Genomic DNA, 15,633 nt, shown 5'->3' with positions numbered 1-15,633 from the left:
GACGGGTGGCCCGACCGGCCCCCCGGTAGGGTCGCCGCAGACGAGCACGGAGGGTGGTCACGGCATGGCCGGCGATTACGACCTGGTGGTGGTGGCGAACCGGCTCCCGGTCGACCGCGTCACCGAGGCGGACGGCACGACGGCGTGGCGGCGCAGCCCGGGCGGTCTGGTCACCGCGCTGGAGCCCGTCATGCAGCGCGAGGACGGCGCCTGGGTCGGCTGGGCGGGTTCGCCCGGTGACCCGCCGGAACCGTTCGACGCCGAGGGCGTGCGGTGCGTCCCGATCGGACTGTCCGAGACCGAGGTCGAGGAGTACTACGAGGGCTTCTCCAACGGAACCCTCTGGCCGCTCTACCACGACGTGATCGTGGCCCCGGACTACCACCGGCGGTGGTGGGAGAGCTACGTCCGGGTCAACCGCCGCTTCGCCGAGCGGGCCGCGGAGCAGGCGGCCGAGCGGGCCACCGTCTGGGTCCAGGACTACCAGCTGCAGCTGGTGCCGCAGATGCTGCGCGAGCTCCGCCCCGACCTGCACATCGGGTTCTTCAACCACATCCCGTTCCCGCCCTTCGAGATCTTCGCGCAGCTGCCGTGGCGCGCGGCGATCATCGACGGGCTGCTGGGTGCGGACCTGGTCGGCTTCCAGCGGGCGGCCGACGCGGCGAACTTCACCCGGGCCTGCCGACGGGCCAAGGGGTTGCCGGCGCGCTCGGGCCGGATCCGGCTCGACGCCGAGGGCGGCCGGGAGGTCCGGGCCGCCTCGTTCCCGATCTCCATCGACTTCCGGGCCCTCAGCGACCTGGCGCAGACCGAGGGCGTGAAGGCCCGGGCCGCGGAGATCCGCCGGGACCTCGGCGACCCGCAGTTCGTCCTGCTGGGCATCGACCGGCTCGACTACACCAAGGGCATCCCGCACCGGCTCAAGGCGTTCGAGGAGCTGCTGGCCGACGAGAAGGTGCAGGCCTCGGAGGCGGCCCTGGTCCAGGTGGCCACGCCCAGCCGGGAACGCGTCGAGCAGTACGTGCAGCTGCGCCAGGACGTCGAGGTGATCGTCGGGCGGATCAACGGGACCCACTCGACCATCGCCCACCGCGCCGTGCACTACCTGCACCACTCCTACGACAAGGAGGAGATGGCGGCGCTGTTCCTGGCCGCCGACGTCATGCTCGTCACCGCCCTGCGCGACGGCATGAACCTCGTGGCCAAGGAGTACGTGGCCGCCCGGCACGACGAGCGCGGGGTCCTCGTGCTGTCGGAGTTCACCGGGGCCGCCGACGAGTTCGGCCAGGCCCTGCTGGTGAACCCGCACGACATCGACGGCCTCAAGGAGACGGTCGTGCGGGCCCTGCGCATGTCGCCGCGCGAGGCCGGGCGTCGCATGCGGGCGCTGCGCCGGCGGGTGCAGGAGCACGACGTGCAGCGCTGGGCGACCACCTTCCTGCAGGCGCTGGAGGAGCACGCGGGGACCCGGGGCATCGAGAGCGTGGACCGGGCGGAGGACCCCGCGTGAGCGGGCTGACGGAGGCGCTGGACGGTCTCGCCGCGCGGGGCCGGGTCCTCGTCGCCCTCGACTTCGACGGGGTCCTCTCCCCCATCGTCGAGGACCCCGCGGCCGCCGCGCCGCTGCCCGAGGCCGCGGACGCCCTCGCCGCCCTGGTCGCCGCGGGGGTCGACGTGGCCCTGGTGTCCGGGCGCGACATCGACGACCTGCGTGCCCGCGCGCAGCCACCCGCGGGCGTCGTGCTCGTCGGCGGGCACGGCACGCAGAGCTCGCTCGGGACCGCCCCGCTGGAGCTGTCCGTCGCCGAGGCCGCCCTGCACGCCCGGCTGCGGGAGGCCGTCGAGGCGATCGTGGCCGCCCACCCCGGCACCCACGCCGAGCGCAAACCCATGTCGGTCGTGCTGCACACGCGCCGGGCCGCCCGCGACGTCGCGGCCGCGGCGACCGCGGCCGCGCTGGAGGGGCCCGGTACCTGGACCGGGGTGCACCCGTTGGCGGGCAAGGAGGTCGTCGAGCTCGGCGCGGTCGCGCTCGGCAAGGGCTCGGGTCTGCGGCGGTTGCGCGAGCAGCTCTCGGCCGACGTGCCCGTCGAGGCCGTGCTCTACGCGGGCGACGACGTGACCGACGAGGACGCCTTCGCCGCTCTCGACCCGGCGGCCGGCGACGTCCGCATCAAGGTCGGGGAGGGCGCGACGCTGGCCGAGCACCGGGTGGACGGCCCGCCCGAGGTGGCCGCGCTGCTCAGCGCCCTGGCCCGCTCGCGCGCCGCGGGTCGAGGCTGAGGGCCGCCTTCTCGCGCCGGCGCCGCACGACCCAGCGCCCGACGGGGTCGGCGGCACGGGCCAGCAGCGGGCCGAGCACGGCCATCGCCAGCACGTAGGCGGCGGCCAGGGCCCCGAGCCGCGGGTCGACCCCGGCCGCGGTGGCGAGCCCGGCGATGACGATCGAGAACTCCCCGCGGGGGATGAGCGCGGCCCCGGCCCGGATGCGGCCGGGGACGGCGATCCCGGCGCGCTCGGCGGCCATCCAGCCGGTGAGCAGTTTCGTGACGATCCCGATGACGACGAGGGCCGCGGCGGGCAGCAGCACGGGGGGCAGCGCGCGAGGGTCGGTGGTCAACCCGAAACTCACGAAGAACACCGCGGCGAACAGGTCGCGCAACGGTTCCAACCGGTGCCGGGTGCCCTCGTCGAGATCGCTGGACAGACTGATCCCCAGCAGGAACGACCCGACCGCGGCCGAGACGTGGACCTGCTCGGCGAAACCCGCCACCAGCAGCGCCAGGCCGAGCACCCGCAGCAGCGTCACCTCGCCGGACTGACCGGAGACGAACCGGCTGATGGTCGCGCCGAAACGCAGGGCGACGAAGAGCGCGACCGCGAGGCAGGCCAGCGCGATCAGCACCGAACCCGTCGCGTCCCAGACGGTCGAGGCGGCCAGCACGGCGGTGAGCACGGGCAGGTAGACCGCCATCCCGAGGTCCTCCAGGACGAGGATCCCGAGGACCGCCGGCGTCTCACGGTTGCCCAGCCGGCCCAGGTCGTCGAGGACCTTGGCCACGATCCCGGAGGAGGACACCGCGGTGATGCCGAACAGGGCCAGCGCCCCCACCGGGCCGTACCCGAGCAGCAACCCGATGGCCGCACCGGGCAACCCGTTCAGGAACAGGTCCAGCAGCCCCACCGGGGCCTGCCGGCGGAGGTTCCCGAGCAGGTCGTCGGCCTCGTACTCCAGGCCGAGCAGCAGCAGGAGCATGACCACGCCGATCTCGCTGGCGGCGTCGAGGAAACCCTCGGGCGTCGACAGCGGGACGAAGCCGCCGACGCCGAACGCGAGGCCGGCCAGCAGGTAGAGCGGCACGGGTGAGATGCCCAGCCGCCCGGCCAGCCGGCCGACCAGCCCGAGGCCGAAGATGATGGCCCCGAGTTCCAGCAGGAGCGCGGCGGTGTGCACGCGCGGGTCAGCCCTGGCTGAGCAGCTGGGCGGTGGCGCGCACGCCCTCGGTGGTCCCCACCACGACGATCTTGTCCCCGGCCCGGAACTCCTGGGCGGGGGCCGGGGAGGGGATGACCTCCCCGTTGCGCACGAGGGCCACCACGGAGGCGCCGGTGCGGCTGCGGATCTGCGCGTCGGCCAGCGTCCGTCCGGCGAACGGCGACCCCTTCTCGACGTAGATCCCCTCGGTCGCGAGCCCCTCGATCTGCTCGCGCAGGCGGGCGAGGCGTTCGATCACCCGCGGCTGGCCGAGCAGCTCGGCCAGCACCTCCGCCTCGTCGGCGTCGAGGTCGACGACCGAGTGGCAGGCGTCGGGGTCGTCCAGGGAGTACACGAGCAGCTCGCGCTCCCCGTTGCGCTGCGAGATCACGCCGATGCGCCGCCCGCGCGCGGTGGTGAAGTCGTGCCGGAGCCCGACCCCGGGCAGTTTGGTCTCTTCCAGGTCCACGTTCCCCAGTGTCCCCCTCGTCGACGGCCCGTCCGTCCGCCCGGACGGCACCCGCGGTCGTCAACGACTGTTGCCTCGGTCACATTCCTGGACGCGAGGGCCCGTCGTCGTCAAGAATCTGGGCATCGCGACGTCGCGCTCCCCGGCCCCGCCGGTGAGGACGATCCGCGACACCGTTGTCGCGGACCCTCCGGTCCCCGCTGCGGTACAACTCCATCCCCCGGGACGCCTGCGGGCCGACCGGGTCCATTCCACGACGGATCGTCCGGCACGTACCTGCCGGTGGAAGGAACGACTGAACCATGGCTACGGTCACGTACGACAAGGCCACGCGTCTGTACCCCGGGGGCGACAAGCCCGCCGTCGACGCGCTCGACCTGCACATCGAGGACGGCGAGTTCCTCGTGCTCGTCGGCCCCTCCGGCTGCGGCAAGTCCACCTCGCTGCGCATGCTCGCCGGTCTCGAGGACGTCAACGGCGGACGCATCCTCATCGGTGACCGCGACGTCACGACGGTCCCCCCGAAGGACCGCGACATCGCGATGGTGTTCCAGAACTACGCGCTCTACCCGCACATGACGGTCGCCGACAACATGGGCTTCGCCCTGAAGATCGCCGGCACCCCCAAGGACGAGATCAAGCGTCGCGTGCAGGAGGCGGCGAAGATCCTCGACCTCGAGCAGTACCTGACCCGCAAGCCCAAGGCGCTCTCCGGTGGTCAGCGTCAGCGTGTGGCCATGGGCCGCGCCATCGTGCGTCAGCCGCAGGTCTTCCTCATGGACGAGCCGCTGTCGAACCTGGACGCCAAGCTGCGCGTGCAGACCCGCACCCAGATCGCCTCGCTGCAGCGTCGTCTCGGTGTCACCACCGTGTACGTCACGCACGACCAGGTCGAGGCCATGACCATGGGCGACCGGGTCGCGGTCCTCAAGGACGGTCTGCTGCAGCAGGTCGACTCCCCGCGTCGCATGTACGACCACCCGAACAACGTCTTCGTCGCCGGGTTCATCGGCTCCCCCGCCATGAACCTGCTGACCCTCGACGTGACCGACGGCGGCGTGAAGTTCGGCGACACCGTGCACCCCATCGAGCGCTCGACCCTCGCCGGCACCGGCGACAAGGTCGTCCTCGGGGTCCGTCCGGAGGACCTGGAGCTGTCCTCCTCCGGTCTGCCCGTCACCGTGGACGTCGTCGAGGAGCTCGGCGCCGACGCCTACATCTACGGCACCCTGGCGCAGGAGCGCGGCGACGCGCTGCAGATCATCGCCCGCGTCGACGGTCGCCGTCCTCCGGAGAAGGGGTCGGTCGTGCACTTCGTGCCCCAGCAGGGTCACGTGCACCTCTTCGACCACCACTCGGGCCAGCGCATCGGCGACTGATCCGAGGCCTGACCACGGCAGGGCCGTCACCGCGTCGCGCGGTGGCGGCCCTGTCCGCGTCCCGGGTGTCCTCGTGCCCACGCCGACCCCGGCACCCGCGACCGACCCCGCGCACCCGTGACCGGCCCGGAAGGGGATGATGGCCCCCGTGACCACGCCGACCTCGACCTCGCTGTCGATCACCGCGGCCCGCCCGTACCCCGAGCTGCTCGACCTGCCGTGGGACGTCCCGCTGGAGGAGTGGCCCGAGCACCACCTGGCGGCGCTCCCCCGCGGCATCTCCCGGCACATCGTGCGGTTCGTCAAGGTCGGCAACCGCGTCATCGCGGTCAAGGAGACCAACGCCGACATCGCCCACCGCGAGTACCGGATGCTGCGGCTGCTCAACCGCCTCGAGGTCCCCTCGGTGAGCCCGGTCGCGGTCATCACCGGGCGGACCGACCGTGACGGCGAGCCGCTGAACGCGGTGCTGGTGACGCGCCACCTGCAGTACTCCCTGCCCTACCGGGCCCTGTACAGCCAGACGTTGCGGCCCGACACCGCGCGCCGGGCCGTCGACGCGCTGGCCGTGCTCCTGGTGAAGCTGCACCTGACGGGCTTCTACTGGGGCGACGTCTCCCTGTCCAACACGCTCTTCCGGCGTGACGCCGGGGCCTTCGCGGCCTACCTGGTGGACGCCGAGACCGGGGAGCTCTACGACGAGCTGTCCCCGGGGCAGCGCAACTACGACCTCGACCTGGCGCGGACCAACATCGCGGGCGAGCTCATGGACGTCGTCGCCTCCGAGGCCCTGGAGGCCGACCTCGACGAGGTCATCGACATCGCCGACCGGATCGTCTCGCGCTACCAGGCCCTGTGGGGTGAGCTGACCGAGGCGGAGTCCTTCGAGCGCGGCGAACGGTGGCGCGTCGAGGCGCGCATCCGGCGGCTCAACGACCTCGGCTTCGACGTGGACGAGCTGGCCATCACCACCGACATCGACGGCACGACCGTCCGCATCGAACCGAAGGTCGTCGACGCCGGGCACCACTCGCGCCGGTTGCTGCGCCTGACCGGGTTGGACGCCGAGGAGAACCAGGCGCGACGCCTGCTCAACGACCTCGACGCCTACCAGGCCGCCAGCGGACGGCAGGGCGACGACGAGGAGATCGTGGCCCACGACTGGATGGCCGAGGTCTTCGAACCCGTCCAGCGGGCGGTCCCCCGCGAGCTGCGCGGTCGCGTCGAGGCCGCGGAGCTGTTCCACGAGGTGCTGGAGCACCGGTGGTACCTCTCCGAGCAGGCCCACCGGGACGTGGGGCTCGACGAGGCGACGCGCTCCTACGTGGTGGCGGTGCTGCCCGCCAAGCCCGACGAGCGGGCCGTGCTCGGCGTCGACACCCAGGCCATCCGGGTCGTCGCCGACGACGACTGAGCGCTCGGCCCCCTCAGCGGGCCGCGTCGCCCTGCCGCGCGATCTGGGCCGCGGTCGCGGACTCCGAGCGCGGGCACTGCCCGCGGGAGAGCGCCGTCGCCGCGAACCGGCCGTCGGGGTCGAGCACGGCGAGCAGCTGGGTGGCCGCGTCGTCCAGCGCCCGGCGCTGCTCGGCGTCGAGGGGGTCGAAGACCAGCTGGCGCACCCGCTCGACGTGCTGGGGCGCGGAGTCCACGACCTTCTGCCACCCGGCCTCGGTGAGGATGGCGACCTGTCCGCGACCGTCCTCGCGCGAACGTTCGCGGCGCACGTAGCCGTCGCGCTCGAGCCGGGCGACGACGTGGGACACCCGCGACGGGCTGGCGTTGGACCGAGCCCCGAGCTCGCTCATCCGCAGGGACTGACCGGGCTCCTCCGAGAGCATCGCCAGGACCAGGTAGGCGGTCGCCGTGAGGTCGCTCTCCCGTTGCAGCTGGGCGTCGAGGGCGGCCGGCAGCAGCTCGATGAGCGCGCTGACCCGCAGCCACAGCCGACGCTCGTCCGGGTCCAGCCAGCGGGGTGCGGTCATCCCGGGATCCTAGCCGATTTTATTTTCAGCTTCAACATTTAGCTCGCGGCAACCACCGCTCCCGGGTCAACGATGACGCGCGACCTCGTAGAGCGCGACCCCGGCGGCGACCCCGGCGTTGAGGGACTCCACCGCCGAGCTCATCGGGATGCTGACGACCTGGTCGCAGGTCTCGCGCACGAGCCGGGACAACCCCGCCCCCTCGGCCCCGACCACGACGACGATCGGGCCGTCGGCGAGCCGAAGGTCGGGCAGCTCCACGTCACCGTCGGCGTCCAGGCCGACGACGAACAGCCCGGCCTCCTGGTACGCCTGCAGGGTCCGGGTCAGGTTCGTCGCCCGGGCCACCTTGAGCCGCGCCGCGGCCCCGGCCGAGGTCTTCCAGGCCGAGGCGGTCACCCCGGCCGCGCGACGCTCGGGGACGACCACGCCGTGGCCGCCGAAGGCCGCGGTCGAGCGGATGACCGCCCCGAGGTTGCGCGGGTCGGTCACCCCGTCCAGCGCCACGATGAGCGGAGGACGGCCCGCGTCGGCGGCGATCTCCAGGAGGTCCTCGGGGTGGGCGTAGTCGTAGGCCGGCACCGAAGCGGCGACCCCCTGGTGCACCGCCCCCTCGGTCAACCGGTCGAGGTCGGCGCGCGAAGCCTCCAGCAGCGGGATCCCGCGGTCACCGGCCGCGGACAGGATCTCCTTGACCCGCTCGTCGGAGTCGATCCGGCTCGCGACGTAGATCGCGGTGACGGGCAGCTCGGCGCGCAGGGCCTCGACCAGGGAGTTGCGCCCGGCGATGTACTCCGGACCGTCGCTCTTCTTCGTCGTGCGCCGCGCGGGGGGACGCTGCCCGGCCGGTCGGTTGGTGGTCGCGGCCCGGTGCGCGGCCCGGGCCGCGCGGGCGGCGGCGGGGTGGCCGGTCCGCTCGGTGGCCTTGGGGGTCGGCCCCTTGCCCTCCAGCGCCCGCCGGTTCTTGCCGCCGGTGCCGCCGCTCGGGCCCTTCTTGCCCTTGCTGACCGCGCCGCGACGCTGGGAATTGCCTGCCATCAGTTACTCGCCCTCCAGCGACCACCGTGCACCGGTGGGGGTGTCCTCGATCACGATGCCCGCGTCCTTCAGCTCCTCGCGCACCGCGTCGGCGGTGGCGAAGTCCCGGGCGGCGCGGGCGGCCGACCGGTCGGCCAGGCGGGCCCGGACCAGCACGTCCAGCGCACCGCGGGCCGCCCCCTGGTCGCCGCCCCCACCCGACCACTGCGGGTCGAGGGGGTCGAGCCCGAGGACGCCGAGCCCGGCGCGGACCTGCTCCAGGGTGTCACGGATCGCGCCGTCGTCCGACCCGCCGAGGGCCTGGTTGCCGTGACGGACCAGCTCGTGCAGGACGGCGAGCGCCGCGGGCGTGGCCAGGTCGTCGTCCATGGCCGTCGCGAAGGCCGGCGGGACCGGCCCGGGGGCGTGCGCGCCGACCCGTTCGGCTGCGCGCCGGACGAAGCCCTCCAGCCGACCGTAGGCGGCCTCGGCCTCCACCAGCGAGGTGGCGCTGTACTCCAGGTGCGAGCGGTAGTGCCCGGCGACGAGGTAGTACCGCAGGACGACGGCCCGGTGCTCGGCCAGCAGGACCGGGATGCCCAGGACGTTCCCGAGCGACTTGCTCATCTTCTCGCCGGCCATGGTCACGAAGTGGTTGTGCATCCAGTACCGGGCGAAGCCGTCGCCCGCGGCCCGGGACTGGGCCTGCTCGTTCTCGTGGTGGGGGAAGCGCAGGTCGAGGCCCCCGCCGTGGATGTCGAACTCCGCCCCGAGGTACCGGCCGGCCATCGCCGAGCACTCCAGGTGCCACCCGGGCCGGCCCCGCCCCCAGGGCGTCGGCCAGGACGCGGTCGCCGGCTCGTCCGCCTTGGCCCCCTTCCAGAGCGCGAAGTCGCGCGGGTCGCGCTTGCCCCGCGGGTCGGCGTCGGTGGCGGGCTCCATGGCGTCGAGGCTCTGGTGGGTGAGATCGCCGTAGGCCGGCCAGCTGCGCACGTCGAAGTAGACGTCGCCGGAACCGTCCGCCGCCGGGTAGGCGTGCCCGCGCCCGATCAGGCGCTCGATCAGCTCGACCATCTCGGTGACGTGGCCGGTCGCCCGCGGCTCGTAGGTGGCGGGCAGGACGCCGAGGGCCGCGTAGGCCGCGGCGAACTCGCGCTCGAACCGGTAGGCGTGGGCCCACCACTCCTCGCCCGCCTCGGCGGCCTTGGTCAGGATCTTGTCGTCGATGTCGGTGACGTTGCGGACCATGGTCACGTCGAGGCCACCGGCGAGCAGCCAGCGCCGCAGCACGTCGAAGGCCACCTGGGCCCGGACGTGCCCGAGGTGCGGGGCCCCCTGCGGTGTCGCCCCGCAGACGTAGATCCCCACGGAACCGGGACGGCGGGGCGTGAAGTCGCGCACCGCACCGGAGGCGCTGTCGTAGATCCGCAGGGTCACGGCGGCAAGGCTACCGGCGGGCCGCCCGGCCCCGGTCGGGTCCGAGCCGACGACTAGGGTCCGCAGCATGGGCCGGACACCGTCGACGGGCGCCCGCCCCGCCCCGCTCCCCGAGCCTCCCCGGGCCCCGGACGAGGGTCCCGGGCCGGGCCCCTCGGCCCCGGTGCGCCTGGCCGAGCTCCTCCGGCGCCTCTCGGTCTGGGCGCTGCGGGTCCTCGTGCTGGCCCTCGTCGGCGTCGGCAGCGTCTACCTGCTCGCGCTCGCCTGGCCGCTGCTGCTGCCGTTGATCCTGGCCGTCCTGCTCACCGCCGTCCTCTGGCCGCTGGTCGCGCTGCTGCGGATGGTGCTCCCCCGGGTCGTCGCGGCCCTCGTCTGCCTGCTCGGGGTGACCGTCGTCGCGCTGGGTGCGCTCTCGACGGCGCTGCCCCAGCTGGCCACCCAGGTCGGGCGGTTGGCCTTCTCCGTGGTGAGCGGGCTGGACCGGCTGCAGGTCTGGGTGACGGGGCCGCCGCTGTCGCTCGGCGACGACGCGCTCGGCGGGCTGGTCGAGGACGTCCTCGCCCAGATGCAGGCCAACGCCCAGGCCATCGCCTTCTACGTGCTGGGCGGGATCACCACGATCGGGGCCACCCTGGCCGGCGGTCTGCTCACCGTCCTGCTGGTGGGGGTGCTGGCCTTCTTCCTGCTGAGCGACGGCGACCGGATCCTGCCGTGGTCGCGGCGGTGGCTGGACGAGACCTCGGCGCGCCGCGCGGCCGCCCTGGCCCACCAGCTCTGGACCGGCACGCAGCACTACGTCGTCGAACGCACGGCGACGGCCGGGGCCGGGGCGGTGCTGGTGGGGGTGGCGCTGCTGCTGGCCGGGGTGCCGCTGTGGCTGCCGGTGGCGGTGCTCGCCTTCGCCGCGGCCTGGGTCCCGGTCGTGGGGGCGGCCGCGGTCGGCGTCGTCGCCGTGCTGGTCGCCGCCGTCACGGTGGACGTCGGGACGGGCCTCGCCGTGGCGACCGTCCTCGTCCTCGGTCAGCTGCTGCTGGGCGTTCTCCTGGCCCCGCGGCTGCCCGGGCGCCCCACCCGCCTGCACCCGGCCGTGGTGCTGGCCGCGGTCGTGGTGGGCCTCAGCCTGTCCGGGCTCGTGGGCGCCCTGCTGGCGGTGCCGTTGACGACCGCGGTGGTGACGGTCCTGCGCTTCCTCCGTCGCAGCCTCGACCCCGTGCCCCGGCCGGGCGGGCCGACGATCAGCTGGTGAGCGGTCCGGCGACGACCAGGGCGGTCGCGACGGCGGCGAGCCCCTCACCGCGGCCGGTGAAGCCCAGCCCGTCGGTCGTGGTCCCGGAGACCGCGACGGGAGCCCCGCAGGCGGCGGAGAGGGCGGCCTGGGCCTCGTCGCGGCGCCGGCCGATCTTCGGGCGCAGACCGACGACCTGGACCGAGACGTTGCCGATCTCGAAGCCCGCGGCGCGGACCAGCCGGGCCGCCTCGGCCAGCAGCGCGGTCCCGGCCGCCCCGGCCCACTCGGGTCGCGAGGTGCCGAAGTGCTGCCCGAGGTCGCCGAGCCCGGCCGCGGCGAACAGCGCGTCGGCGCAGGCGTGGGCCGCGACGTCGCCGTCGGAGTGCCCGGCCAGCCCGGCCGGTTCGCCCGGCCAGTGCAACCCGGCGACCCAGCACTCCCGGCCCACCTCGAAGGCGTGGACGTCGACGCCGGTCCCGACGCGGGGCAGCGGCGTGCTCACGGGGCCACCGGGGCGGTCGGGGCGGCACCGACGAGCACCTCGGCCAGCAGCAGGTCCTGCGGGAGGGTGATCTTGATGGCCTCGGGGGCACCGGGCACGACCCGGACCTCGTGACCGAGCGCCTCGAGGATGCCCGCGTCGTCGGTGGCGGGGGCGGCTCCGCGGGCCGCCTCGTGCGCCGCGTGCAGCGCGTCGTGGCGGAAGCCCTGGGGGGTCTGCACGACGGCCAGCTCCCGCCGGTCGACGGTCTCGACCACGACCCCGTCGACCACGCGCTTGATGGTGTCGCTCACGGCGAGGGTGGGGACGACGGCGACGGCTCCCGCCTCCAGGGCCGCGACGACGTCGACGAACACCCGTGGCGGGGCGAGGGAGCGCGCGGCGTCGTGCACGAGGACCCCGTCGACGTCGGACGGGAGGGCGTGCACGCCCGCACGGACCGAGTCCTGCCGCTCGCCGCCGCCCACGACGACCCGCAGGTCGGGGCAGTCGAGGGGGGCGAGCAGCTCCAGCACGGTGTCACGCATCCCGGCGGGCACCACCACGACGACGACGTCCACGACGCCCGACGAGAGGGCGCCGCGGACGGCGTGGACGAGCAGCGGTTCACCGGCGAGCAGGACGAACGCCTTCGGGCGTCCGGCCGCGAGACGGTCGCCCCGGCCGGCGGCCGGGACGACGAGACCGATCTTCAGGAGGCGAGAACTTCGTCGAGCAGCGTCTCGGCCTTGTCCTCGTTCGTGTTCTCGGCGAGCGCGAGCTCGGAGACGAGGATCTGCCGGGCCTTGGCCAGCATGCGCTTCTCCCCGGCCGAGAGGCCGCGGTCCTGGTCACGGCGCCACAGGTCACGGACGACCTCGGCGACCTTGATGACGTCACCCGACGCCAGCTTCTCCAGGTTGGCCTTGTAGCGGCGCGACCAGTTCGTCGGTTCCTCGGCGTAGGGGGTGCGCAGGACCGAGAACACCCGGTCCAACCCCTCGCGCCCGACGACGTCGCGAACCCCGACGAGGTCCACGTTGTCCGCGGGCACCTCGATCGTCAGGTCGCCCTGAGCAACCTTGAGGACGAGGTAGAGCTTCTCCTCGCCCTTGATGGTGCGGGTCTTGATCTCCTCGATCAGTGCGGCCCCATGGTGGGGGTAGACAACCGTTTCGCCGACTGTGAAAGCCATAGAGAGTGACCCCTTTCCCTGGCTCTACTTTACCACGGCACCGTGGGGCCAGGTACCCCTCACGTCGACGTTTGTGCAGGTCAGAGCCGGTGAGGCGGGACCATCGGGGGTTGACAGCCCCGCCTCGACGTGCATCGAGCAGCCGCGTCGGGGCCCGGTGGTCGCGACCGACGCGCCCCGGACCGGCGAGAACGACGCCGTGTCGTTGCGGCCCGCCGCCCCTGCTGCGGCACCGCCCGCTACGCTGGCGGACGTGATGCTGAGCCTTGGGAAGAACCGTCGGACCGTGCGGGCCGTGCCGCTCCTGCTCGCCGTGGCCGGCACCTTCGGCCTCAGCAGCTGCGCGGTGTTCTCCCCCCCGACGGTGCTCAAGCCCTACGACCCGAGTGACGGCCTGCAGGGCAACCTCGGCGACGTCGACGTCCGCAACGCCCTGATCGTCTCCTCCGGGGTCGACCAGCCCGGTGTGGTCTCGGTGACGCTCGTCAACACGGGCGAGGAGGCCGCCACCGTCACCGTCGCGAGCGACGTCGCCTCGGGTTCGGCCCCCTCGGCCCAGTTCGACGTGCCCGCGGGCGGGGTGCTGCGCGTGGGCGACCCCGAGGCGGCCACGAGCACCGCCACCGAGGGCAGCACCGAGGCCGCCGCCACCGAGGCCGCCGCCGGGCAGACGCTCCCGGGCTGGTTGCAGCTCCCCCAGGTTCCCGACGTCCCGGGTCAGACGACGCCGCTGACCTTCAGCGCCGGCGGGGACGAGATCACGCTCGCGGTGCCGATCGTGCTGCCGTGCTTCGAGTACTCCGAGCTGCTGCCCACCGCCGCGCCCGGTGCCACGGCCGCGCCGACCGCCTCCGCGACCTGCGGCCCCCAGGAGGGCGACCTCCTCGGCGGGGAGCACTGAACCGCCGGCGCACGCACGCAGCAGCACGACGAAGGGCCCGGACCGCTCAGGTCCGGGCCCTTCGTGCTCAGGTCTCGAACTTGTACCCGAGACCCCGCACCGTCACCAGGTGCTGGGGGTTGGACGGGTCGACCTCGATCTTGGCCCGCAGCCGCTTGACGTGGACGTCCAGCGTCTTGGTGTCGCCCACGTAGTCCGAGCCCCACACCCGGTCGATGAGCTGGACCCGGGTCAGCACGCGCCCGGAGTTGCGCAGCAGCAGCTCCAGCAGCTCGAACTCCTTCAGCGGCAACGAGATCTGCTCCCCGTGGACGGTGACGACGTGCCGGTCGACGTCCATCCGGACCGGACCGGCCTCGACCGTGGTCAGCACCGGGTCCTCGGGCTCGGCGCCCCGCCGGAGCACCGCCCGGACCCGGGCCAGCAGCTCCCGGGAGGAGTAGGGCTTGGTGACGTAGTCGTCGGCCCCGATCTCCAGCCCCACGACCTTGTCGATCTCGGAGTCCTTCGCGGTGAGCATGATGACCGGGACGCTGGAGCGGGTGCGCAGCTGCCGGCACACCTCCGTCCCCGGCAGGCCGGGGAGCATCAGGTCGAGCAGCACCAGGTCGGCGCCGGCCCGGTCGAACTCGTCGAGCGCGGCCGGACCGCTGTCGGTCACCGCCACGTCGTAGCCCTCCTTGCGAAGCAGGTACGACAGCGGGTCGGAGAACGATTCCTCGTCCTCCACCACCAGGATCCGGGTCACGGTCGGGCCTCCACTCAGGCGTCGTCGGCTGCGCGGCCAACGGGCCGCGGCAGGGTCGTTCCGGTCGTTGCAGACGTTCGGGTCGTCACGGACGCGGCCGGCGTGGAGCCGGTGGCCGCGGCCGCCTCGGGCAGCCGGAAGGTGAAGGTCGAGCCCTCGCCCTCCACGCTCCACACGCGCACGTCGCCCCCGTGGTTGCTCGCCACGTGCTTGACGATCGAGAGACCCAGCCCGGTCCCGCCGGTCGATCGGGACCGGGCCGGGTCCACGCGGTAGAACCGTTCGAAGATGCGTTCCAGGTCGGCCGGGCCGATCCCGACGCCGCGGTCGGAGACGGCGATGTCCACGGCCCGCTCCCGGGTCTGCGACTCCGTCGCCCGCCGGACCTCGACCACGACGCGGCTGCCCTCCGGGGAATAGGCCAGGGCGTTGTGGACCAGGTTGCGCACGGCGGTGATGAGGAGCTCGCGGTCGCCGACGACCTGCAGCCCGCGCTCCCCGGCGACGACGACCTCGGACTCCCGTTGCTGGGCGACGCTGGAGACCCGGTCCACGGCCTCGGCGACCAGCGCGTCCACCGGCAGCAGCGCGGGCTGCACGACACCCTCGGCCGCCTGCAACCGCGACAGGTCGATGATCTCCTGCACGAGCTGGGTCAACCGGCGCGACTCCCGCCGCATCCGCTGGGAGAAGTGCCGGACCGCGTCCGGGTCGTCGGCGGCGTCCTCGACGGCCTCGGAGAGCAGGGACAGGGCCCCCACCGGGGTCTTGAGCTCGTGGGAGACGTTGGCGACGAAGTCGCGGCGCACGGCCTCCACACGACGGGCGTCGGTCCGGTCCTCCAGCAGCAGGAGCACGTGGTCGGGACCCAGCGGGCAGACCCGGGCGAGGACGACCAGGGAGGGACGACCGAGCCGACGTTCCAGCTCGACCTCCTGCTCGCGGATCAGCCCGTCGCGCCGGCACGAGCGGGCCATCTCGCGCAGGTTCGCGTGGACGAGCTCCCCGCCGCTGACGACGCCGGTGGCGTAGGCGGCCGCGCTCGCCTTGACCACGGCGTCGTCGACGTCGACGACGACCGCGGACGTGCGCAGGGCCTGCAGGACGTCGCTCACCCCGGGGGGCAGCGGGCGCGACCCCGCGGCCGGTTCCGTGGAACGTTGGCGCCGCTCCGAGAACCGGAACGCCAGGACCCCCGCGGCGCCGGTGACCACCCCGACCGCCGCGGCGATCGAGGTCGTCAGATCCGTCACCACGTCGGACAGCGTACGGTTGTACCGTCCGCCGTCCTGACGCGCGAGCCGTTCCGGCGCATGATGTC

General features: G+C 73.7%; 16 protein-coding genes. 6 read left to right on the top strand and 10 right to left on the bottom strand.

Annotated features, from left to right (window positions below):
* Positions 1–64: 64 nt before the first annotated feature.
* Together ACFFKU_RS16225 and otsB are read left to right on the top strand one after the other, a co-directional pair.
* Positions 65–1,510, top strand: coding sequence for an alpha,alpha-trehalose-phosphate synthase (UDP-forming) (locus ACFFKU_RS16225; protein WP_380139564.1), 1,446 nt, complete (start codon positions 65–67; stop codon positions 1,508–1,510).
* Positions 1,507–2,283, top strand: coding sequence for a trehalose-phosphatase (gene otsB, locus ACFFKU_RS16220; protein ID WP_380139562.1), 777 nt, complete (start codon positions 1,507–1,509; stop codon positions 2,281–2,283). The genes ACFFKU_RS16225 and otsB overlap by 4 nt, the downstream gene beginning before the upstream one ends.
* Here otsB and ACFFKU_RS16215 read toward each other — a convergent pair.
* Both ACFFKU_RS16215 and ACFFKU_RS16210 read right to left on the bottom strand, forming a co-directional pair.
* The gene (locus tag ACFFKU_RS16215) at positions 2,243–3,454 is read right to left on the bottom strand and encodes a cation:proton antiporter (RefSeq protein WP_380139560.1); all 1,212 of its coding nucleotides are present in this window, start codon (positions 3,452–3,454) and stop codon (positions 2,243–2,245) included. The genes otsB and ACFFKU_RS16215 overlap by 41 nt on opposite strands.
* Before the next feature lie 7 nt (positions 3,455–3,461).
* Positions 3,462–3,944, bottom strand: coding sequence for a cation:proton antiporter regulatory subunit (locus ACFFKU_RS16210; RefSeq protein ID WP_380139558.1), 483 nt, complete (start codon positions 3,942–3,944; stop codon positions 3,462–3,464).
* A gap of 302 nt (positions 3,945–4,246) precedes the next feature.
* On the opposite strand from ACFFKU_RS16210, the gene ACFFKU_RS16205 reads away from it, so the two are divergent.
* Together ACFFKU_RS16205 and ACFFKU_RS16200 are read left to right on the top strand one after the other, a co-directional pair.
* Positions 4,247–5,323, top strand: coding sequence for an ABC transporter ATP-binding protein (locus ACFFKU_RS16205; RefSeq protein WP_380139556.1), 1,077 nt, complete (start codon positions 4,247–4,249; stop codon positions 5,321–5,323).
* Positions 5,324–5,462: 139 nt separating this feature from the next.
* Complete coding sequence (locus ACFFKU_RS16200; protein ID WP_380139554.1) at positions 5,463–6,737, top strand: DUF4032 domain-containing protein; 1,275 nt, start codon at positions 5,463–5,465, stop codon at positions 6,735–6,737.
* A 13-nt stretch (positions 6,738–6,750) separates the two neighbouring features.
* On the opposite strand, the gene ACFFKU_RS16195 is transcribed toward ACFFKU_RS16200, so the two are convergent.
* The 3 genes from ACFFKU_RS16195 to cysS form a co-directional block, all read right to left on the bottom strand.
* Entirely contained in the window at positions 6,751–7,305 is a 555-nt protein-coding gene (locus tag ACFFKU_RS16195; protein WP_380139552.1) for a MarR family winged helix-turn-helix transcriptional regulator, read from the bottom strand.
* Positions 7,306–7,371: 66 nt separating this feature from the next.
* Positions 7,372–8,343, bottom strand: a complete 972-nt coding sequence (rlmB, locus tag ACFFKU_RS16190; RefSeq protein WP_380139550.1) for a 23S rRNA (guanosine(2251)-2'-O)-methyltransferase RlmB — start codon at positions 8,341–8,343, stop codon at positions 7,372–7,374.
* A 3-nt stretch (positions 8,344–8,346) separates the two neighbouring features.
* Positions 8,347–9,759, bottom strand: coding sequence for a cysteine--tRNA ligase (gene cysS / locus ACFFKU_RS16185; protein WP_380139548.1), 1,413 nt, complete (start codon positions 9,757–9,759; stop codon positions 8,347–8,349).
* Positions 9,760–9,826: 67 nt separating this feature from the next.
* Between cysS and ACFFKU_RS16180 the strand changes: the two genes are divergently transcribed.
* Positions 9,827–11,005, top strand: coding sequence for an AI-2E family transporter (locus ACFFKU_RS16180; protein WP_380139546.1), 1,179 nt, complete (start codon positions 9,827–9,829; stop codon positions 11,003–11,005).
* Here the strand turns inward: ACFFKU_RS16180 and ispF are convergent.
* From ispF to ACFFKU_RS16165, 3 genes are read right to left on the bottom strand one after another with little or no spacing between them, the layout of a single operon-like run.
* On the bottom strand, positions 10,995–11,489 hold the full coding sequence (gene ispF / locus ACFFKU_RS16175; protein ID WP_380139544.1) for a 2-C-methyl-D-erythritol 2,4-cyclodiphosphate synthase: 495 nt from the start codon (positions 11,487–11,489) through the stop codon (positions 10,995–10,997). The genes ACFFKU_RS16180 and ispF overlap by 11 nt on opposite strands.
* A complete protein-coding gene (gene ispD / locus ACFFKU_RS16170) occupies positions 11,486–12,178 on the bottom strand; it encodes a 2-C-methyl-D-erythritol 4-phosphate cytidylyltransferase (RefSeq protein WP_380140267.1) in 693 nt (230 codons plus the stop codon). Before ispD ends, ispF begins: the two co-directional genes overlap by 4 nt.
* 2 nt (positions 12,179–12,180) lie before the next feature.
* Positions 12,181–12,663, bottom strand: a complete 483-nt coding sequence (locus ACFFKU_RS16165) for a CarD family transcriptional regulator (protein ID WP_380139542.1) — start codon at positions 12,661–12,663, stop codon at positions 12,181–12,183.
* Between the two features lie 253 nt (positions 12,664–12,916).
* Between ACFFKU_RS16165 and ACFFKU_RS16160 the strand changes: the two genes are divergently transcribed.
* Positions 12,917–13,564, top strand: coding sequence for a hypothetical protein (locus ACFFKU_RS16160; RefSeq protein ID WP_380139540.1), 648 nt, complete (start codon positions 12,917–12,919; stop codon positions 13,562–13,564).
* 67 nt (positions 13,565–13,631) lie between these two features.
* Here ACFFKU_RS16160 and ACFFKU_RS16155 read toward each other — a convergent pair whose 3' ends face one another.
* A complete protein-coding gene (locus tag ACFFKU_RS16155; protein ID WP_380139538.1) occupies positions 13,632–14,312 on the bottom strand; it encodes a response regulator in 681 nt (226 codons plus the stop codon).
* 14 nt (positions 14,313–14,326) lie between these two features.
* Positions 14,327–15,568: a sensor histidine kinase gene (locus ACFFKU_RS16150; RefSeq protein ID WP_380139536.1), complete on the bottom strand. Its 1,242-nt coding sequence runs from the start codon at positions 15,566–15,568 to the stop codon at positions 14,327–14,329.
* Positions 15,569–15,633 lie beyond the last annotated feature (65 nt).

The sequence above is a fragment of the Kineococcus gynurae genome, assembly GCF_042433995.1.
Lineage (GTDB): Bacteria > Actinomycetota > Actinomycetes > Actinomycetales > Kineococcaceae > Kineococcus > Kineococcus gynurae.
The sequence above is the reverse complement of the archived record's forward strand: the minus strand, read 5'-3'. Positions and strand labels throughout refer to the sequence as shown.

Bases quoted from the DNA above. Each gene is read 5' to 3' on its own strand.
- ACFFKU_RS16205 (WP_380139556.1), top strand. From the start codon at position 4,247: ATGGCTACGGTCACGTACGACAAGGCCACGCGTCTGTACCCCGGGGGC.
- ACFFKU_RS16180 (WP_380139546.1), top strand. From the start codon at position 9,827: ATGGGCCGGACACCGTCGACGGGCGCCCGCCCCGCCCCGCTCCCCGAG.
- ACFFKU_RS16200 (WP_380139554.1), top strand. From the start codon at position 5,463: ATGGCCCCCGTGACCACGCCGACCTCGACCTCGCTGTCGATCACCGCG.
- ACFFKU_RS16225 (WP_380139564.1), top strand. From the start codon at position 65: ATGGCCGGCGATTACGACCTGGTGGTGGTGGCGAACCGGCTCCCGGTC.
- ACFFKU_RS16165 (WP_380139542.1), bottom strand. From the start codon at position 12,663: ATGGCTTTCACAGTCGGCGAAACGGTTGTCTACCCCCACCATGGGGCC.
- rlmB (WP_380139550.1), bottom strand. From the start codon at position 8,343: ATGGCAGGCAATTCCCAGCGTCGCGGCGCGGTCAGCAAGGGCAAGAAG.
- ACFFKU_RS16195 (WP_380139552.1), bottom strand. From the start codon at position 7,305: ATGACCGCACCCCGCTGGCTGGACCCGGACGAGCGTCGGCTGTGGCTG.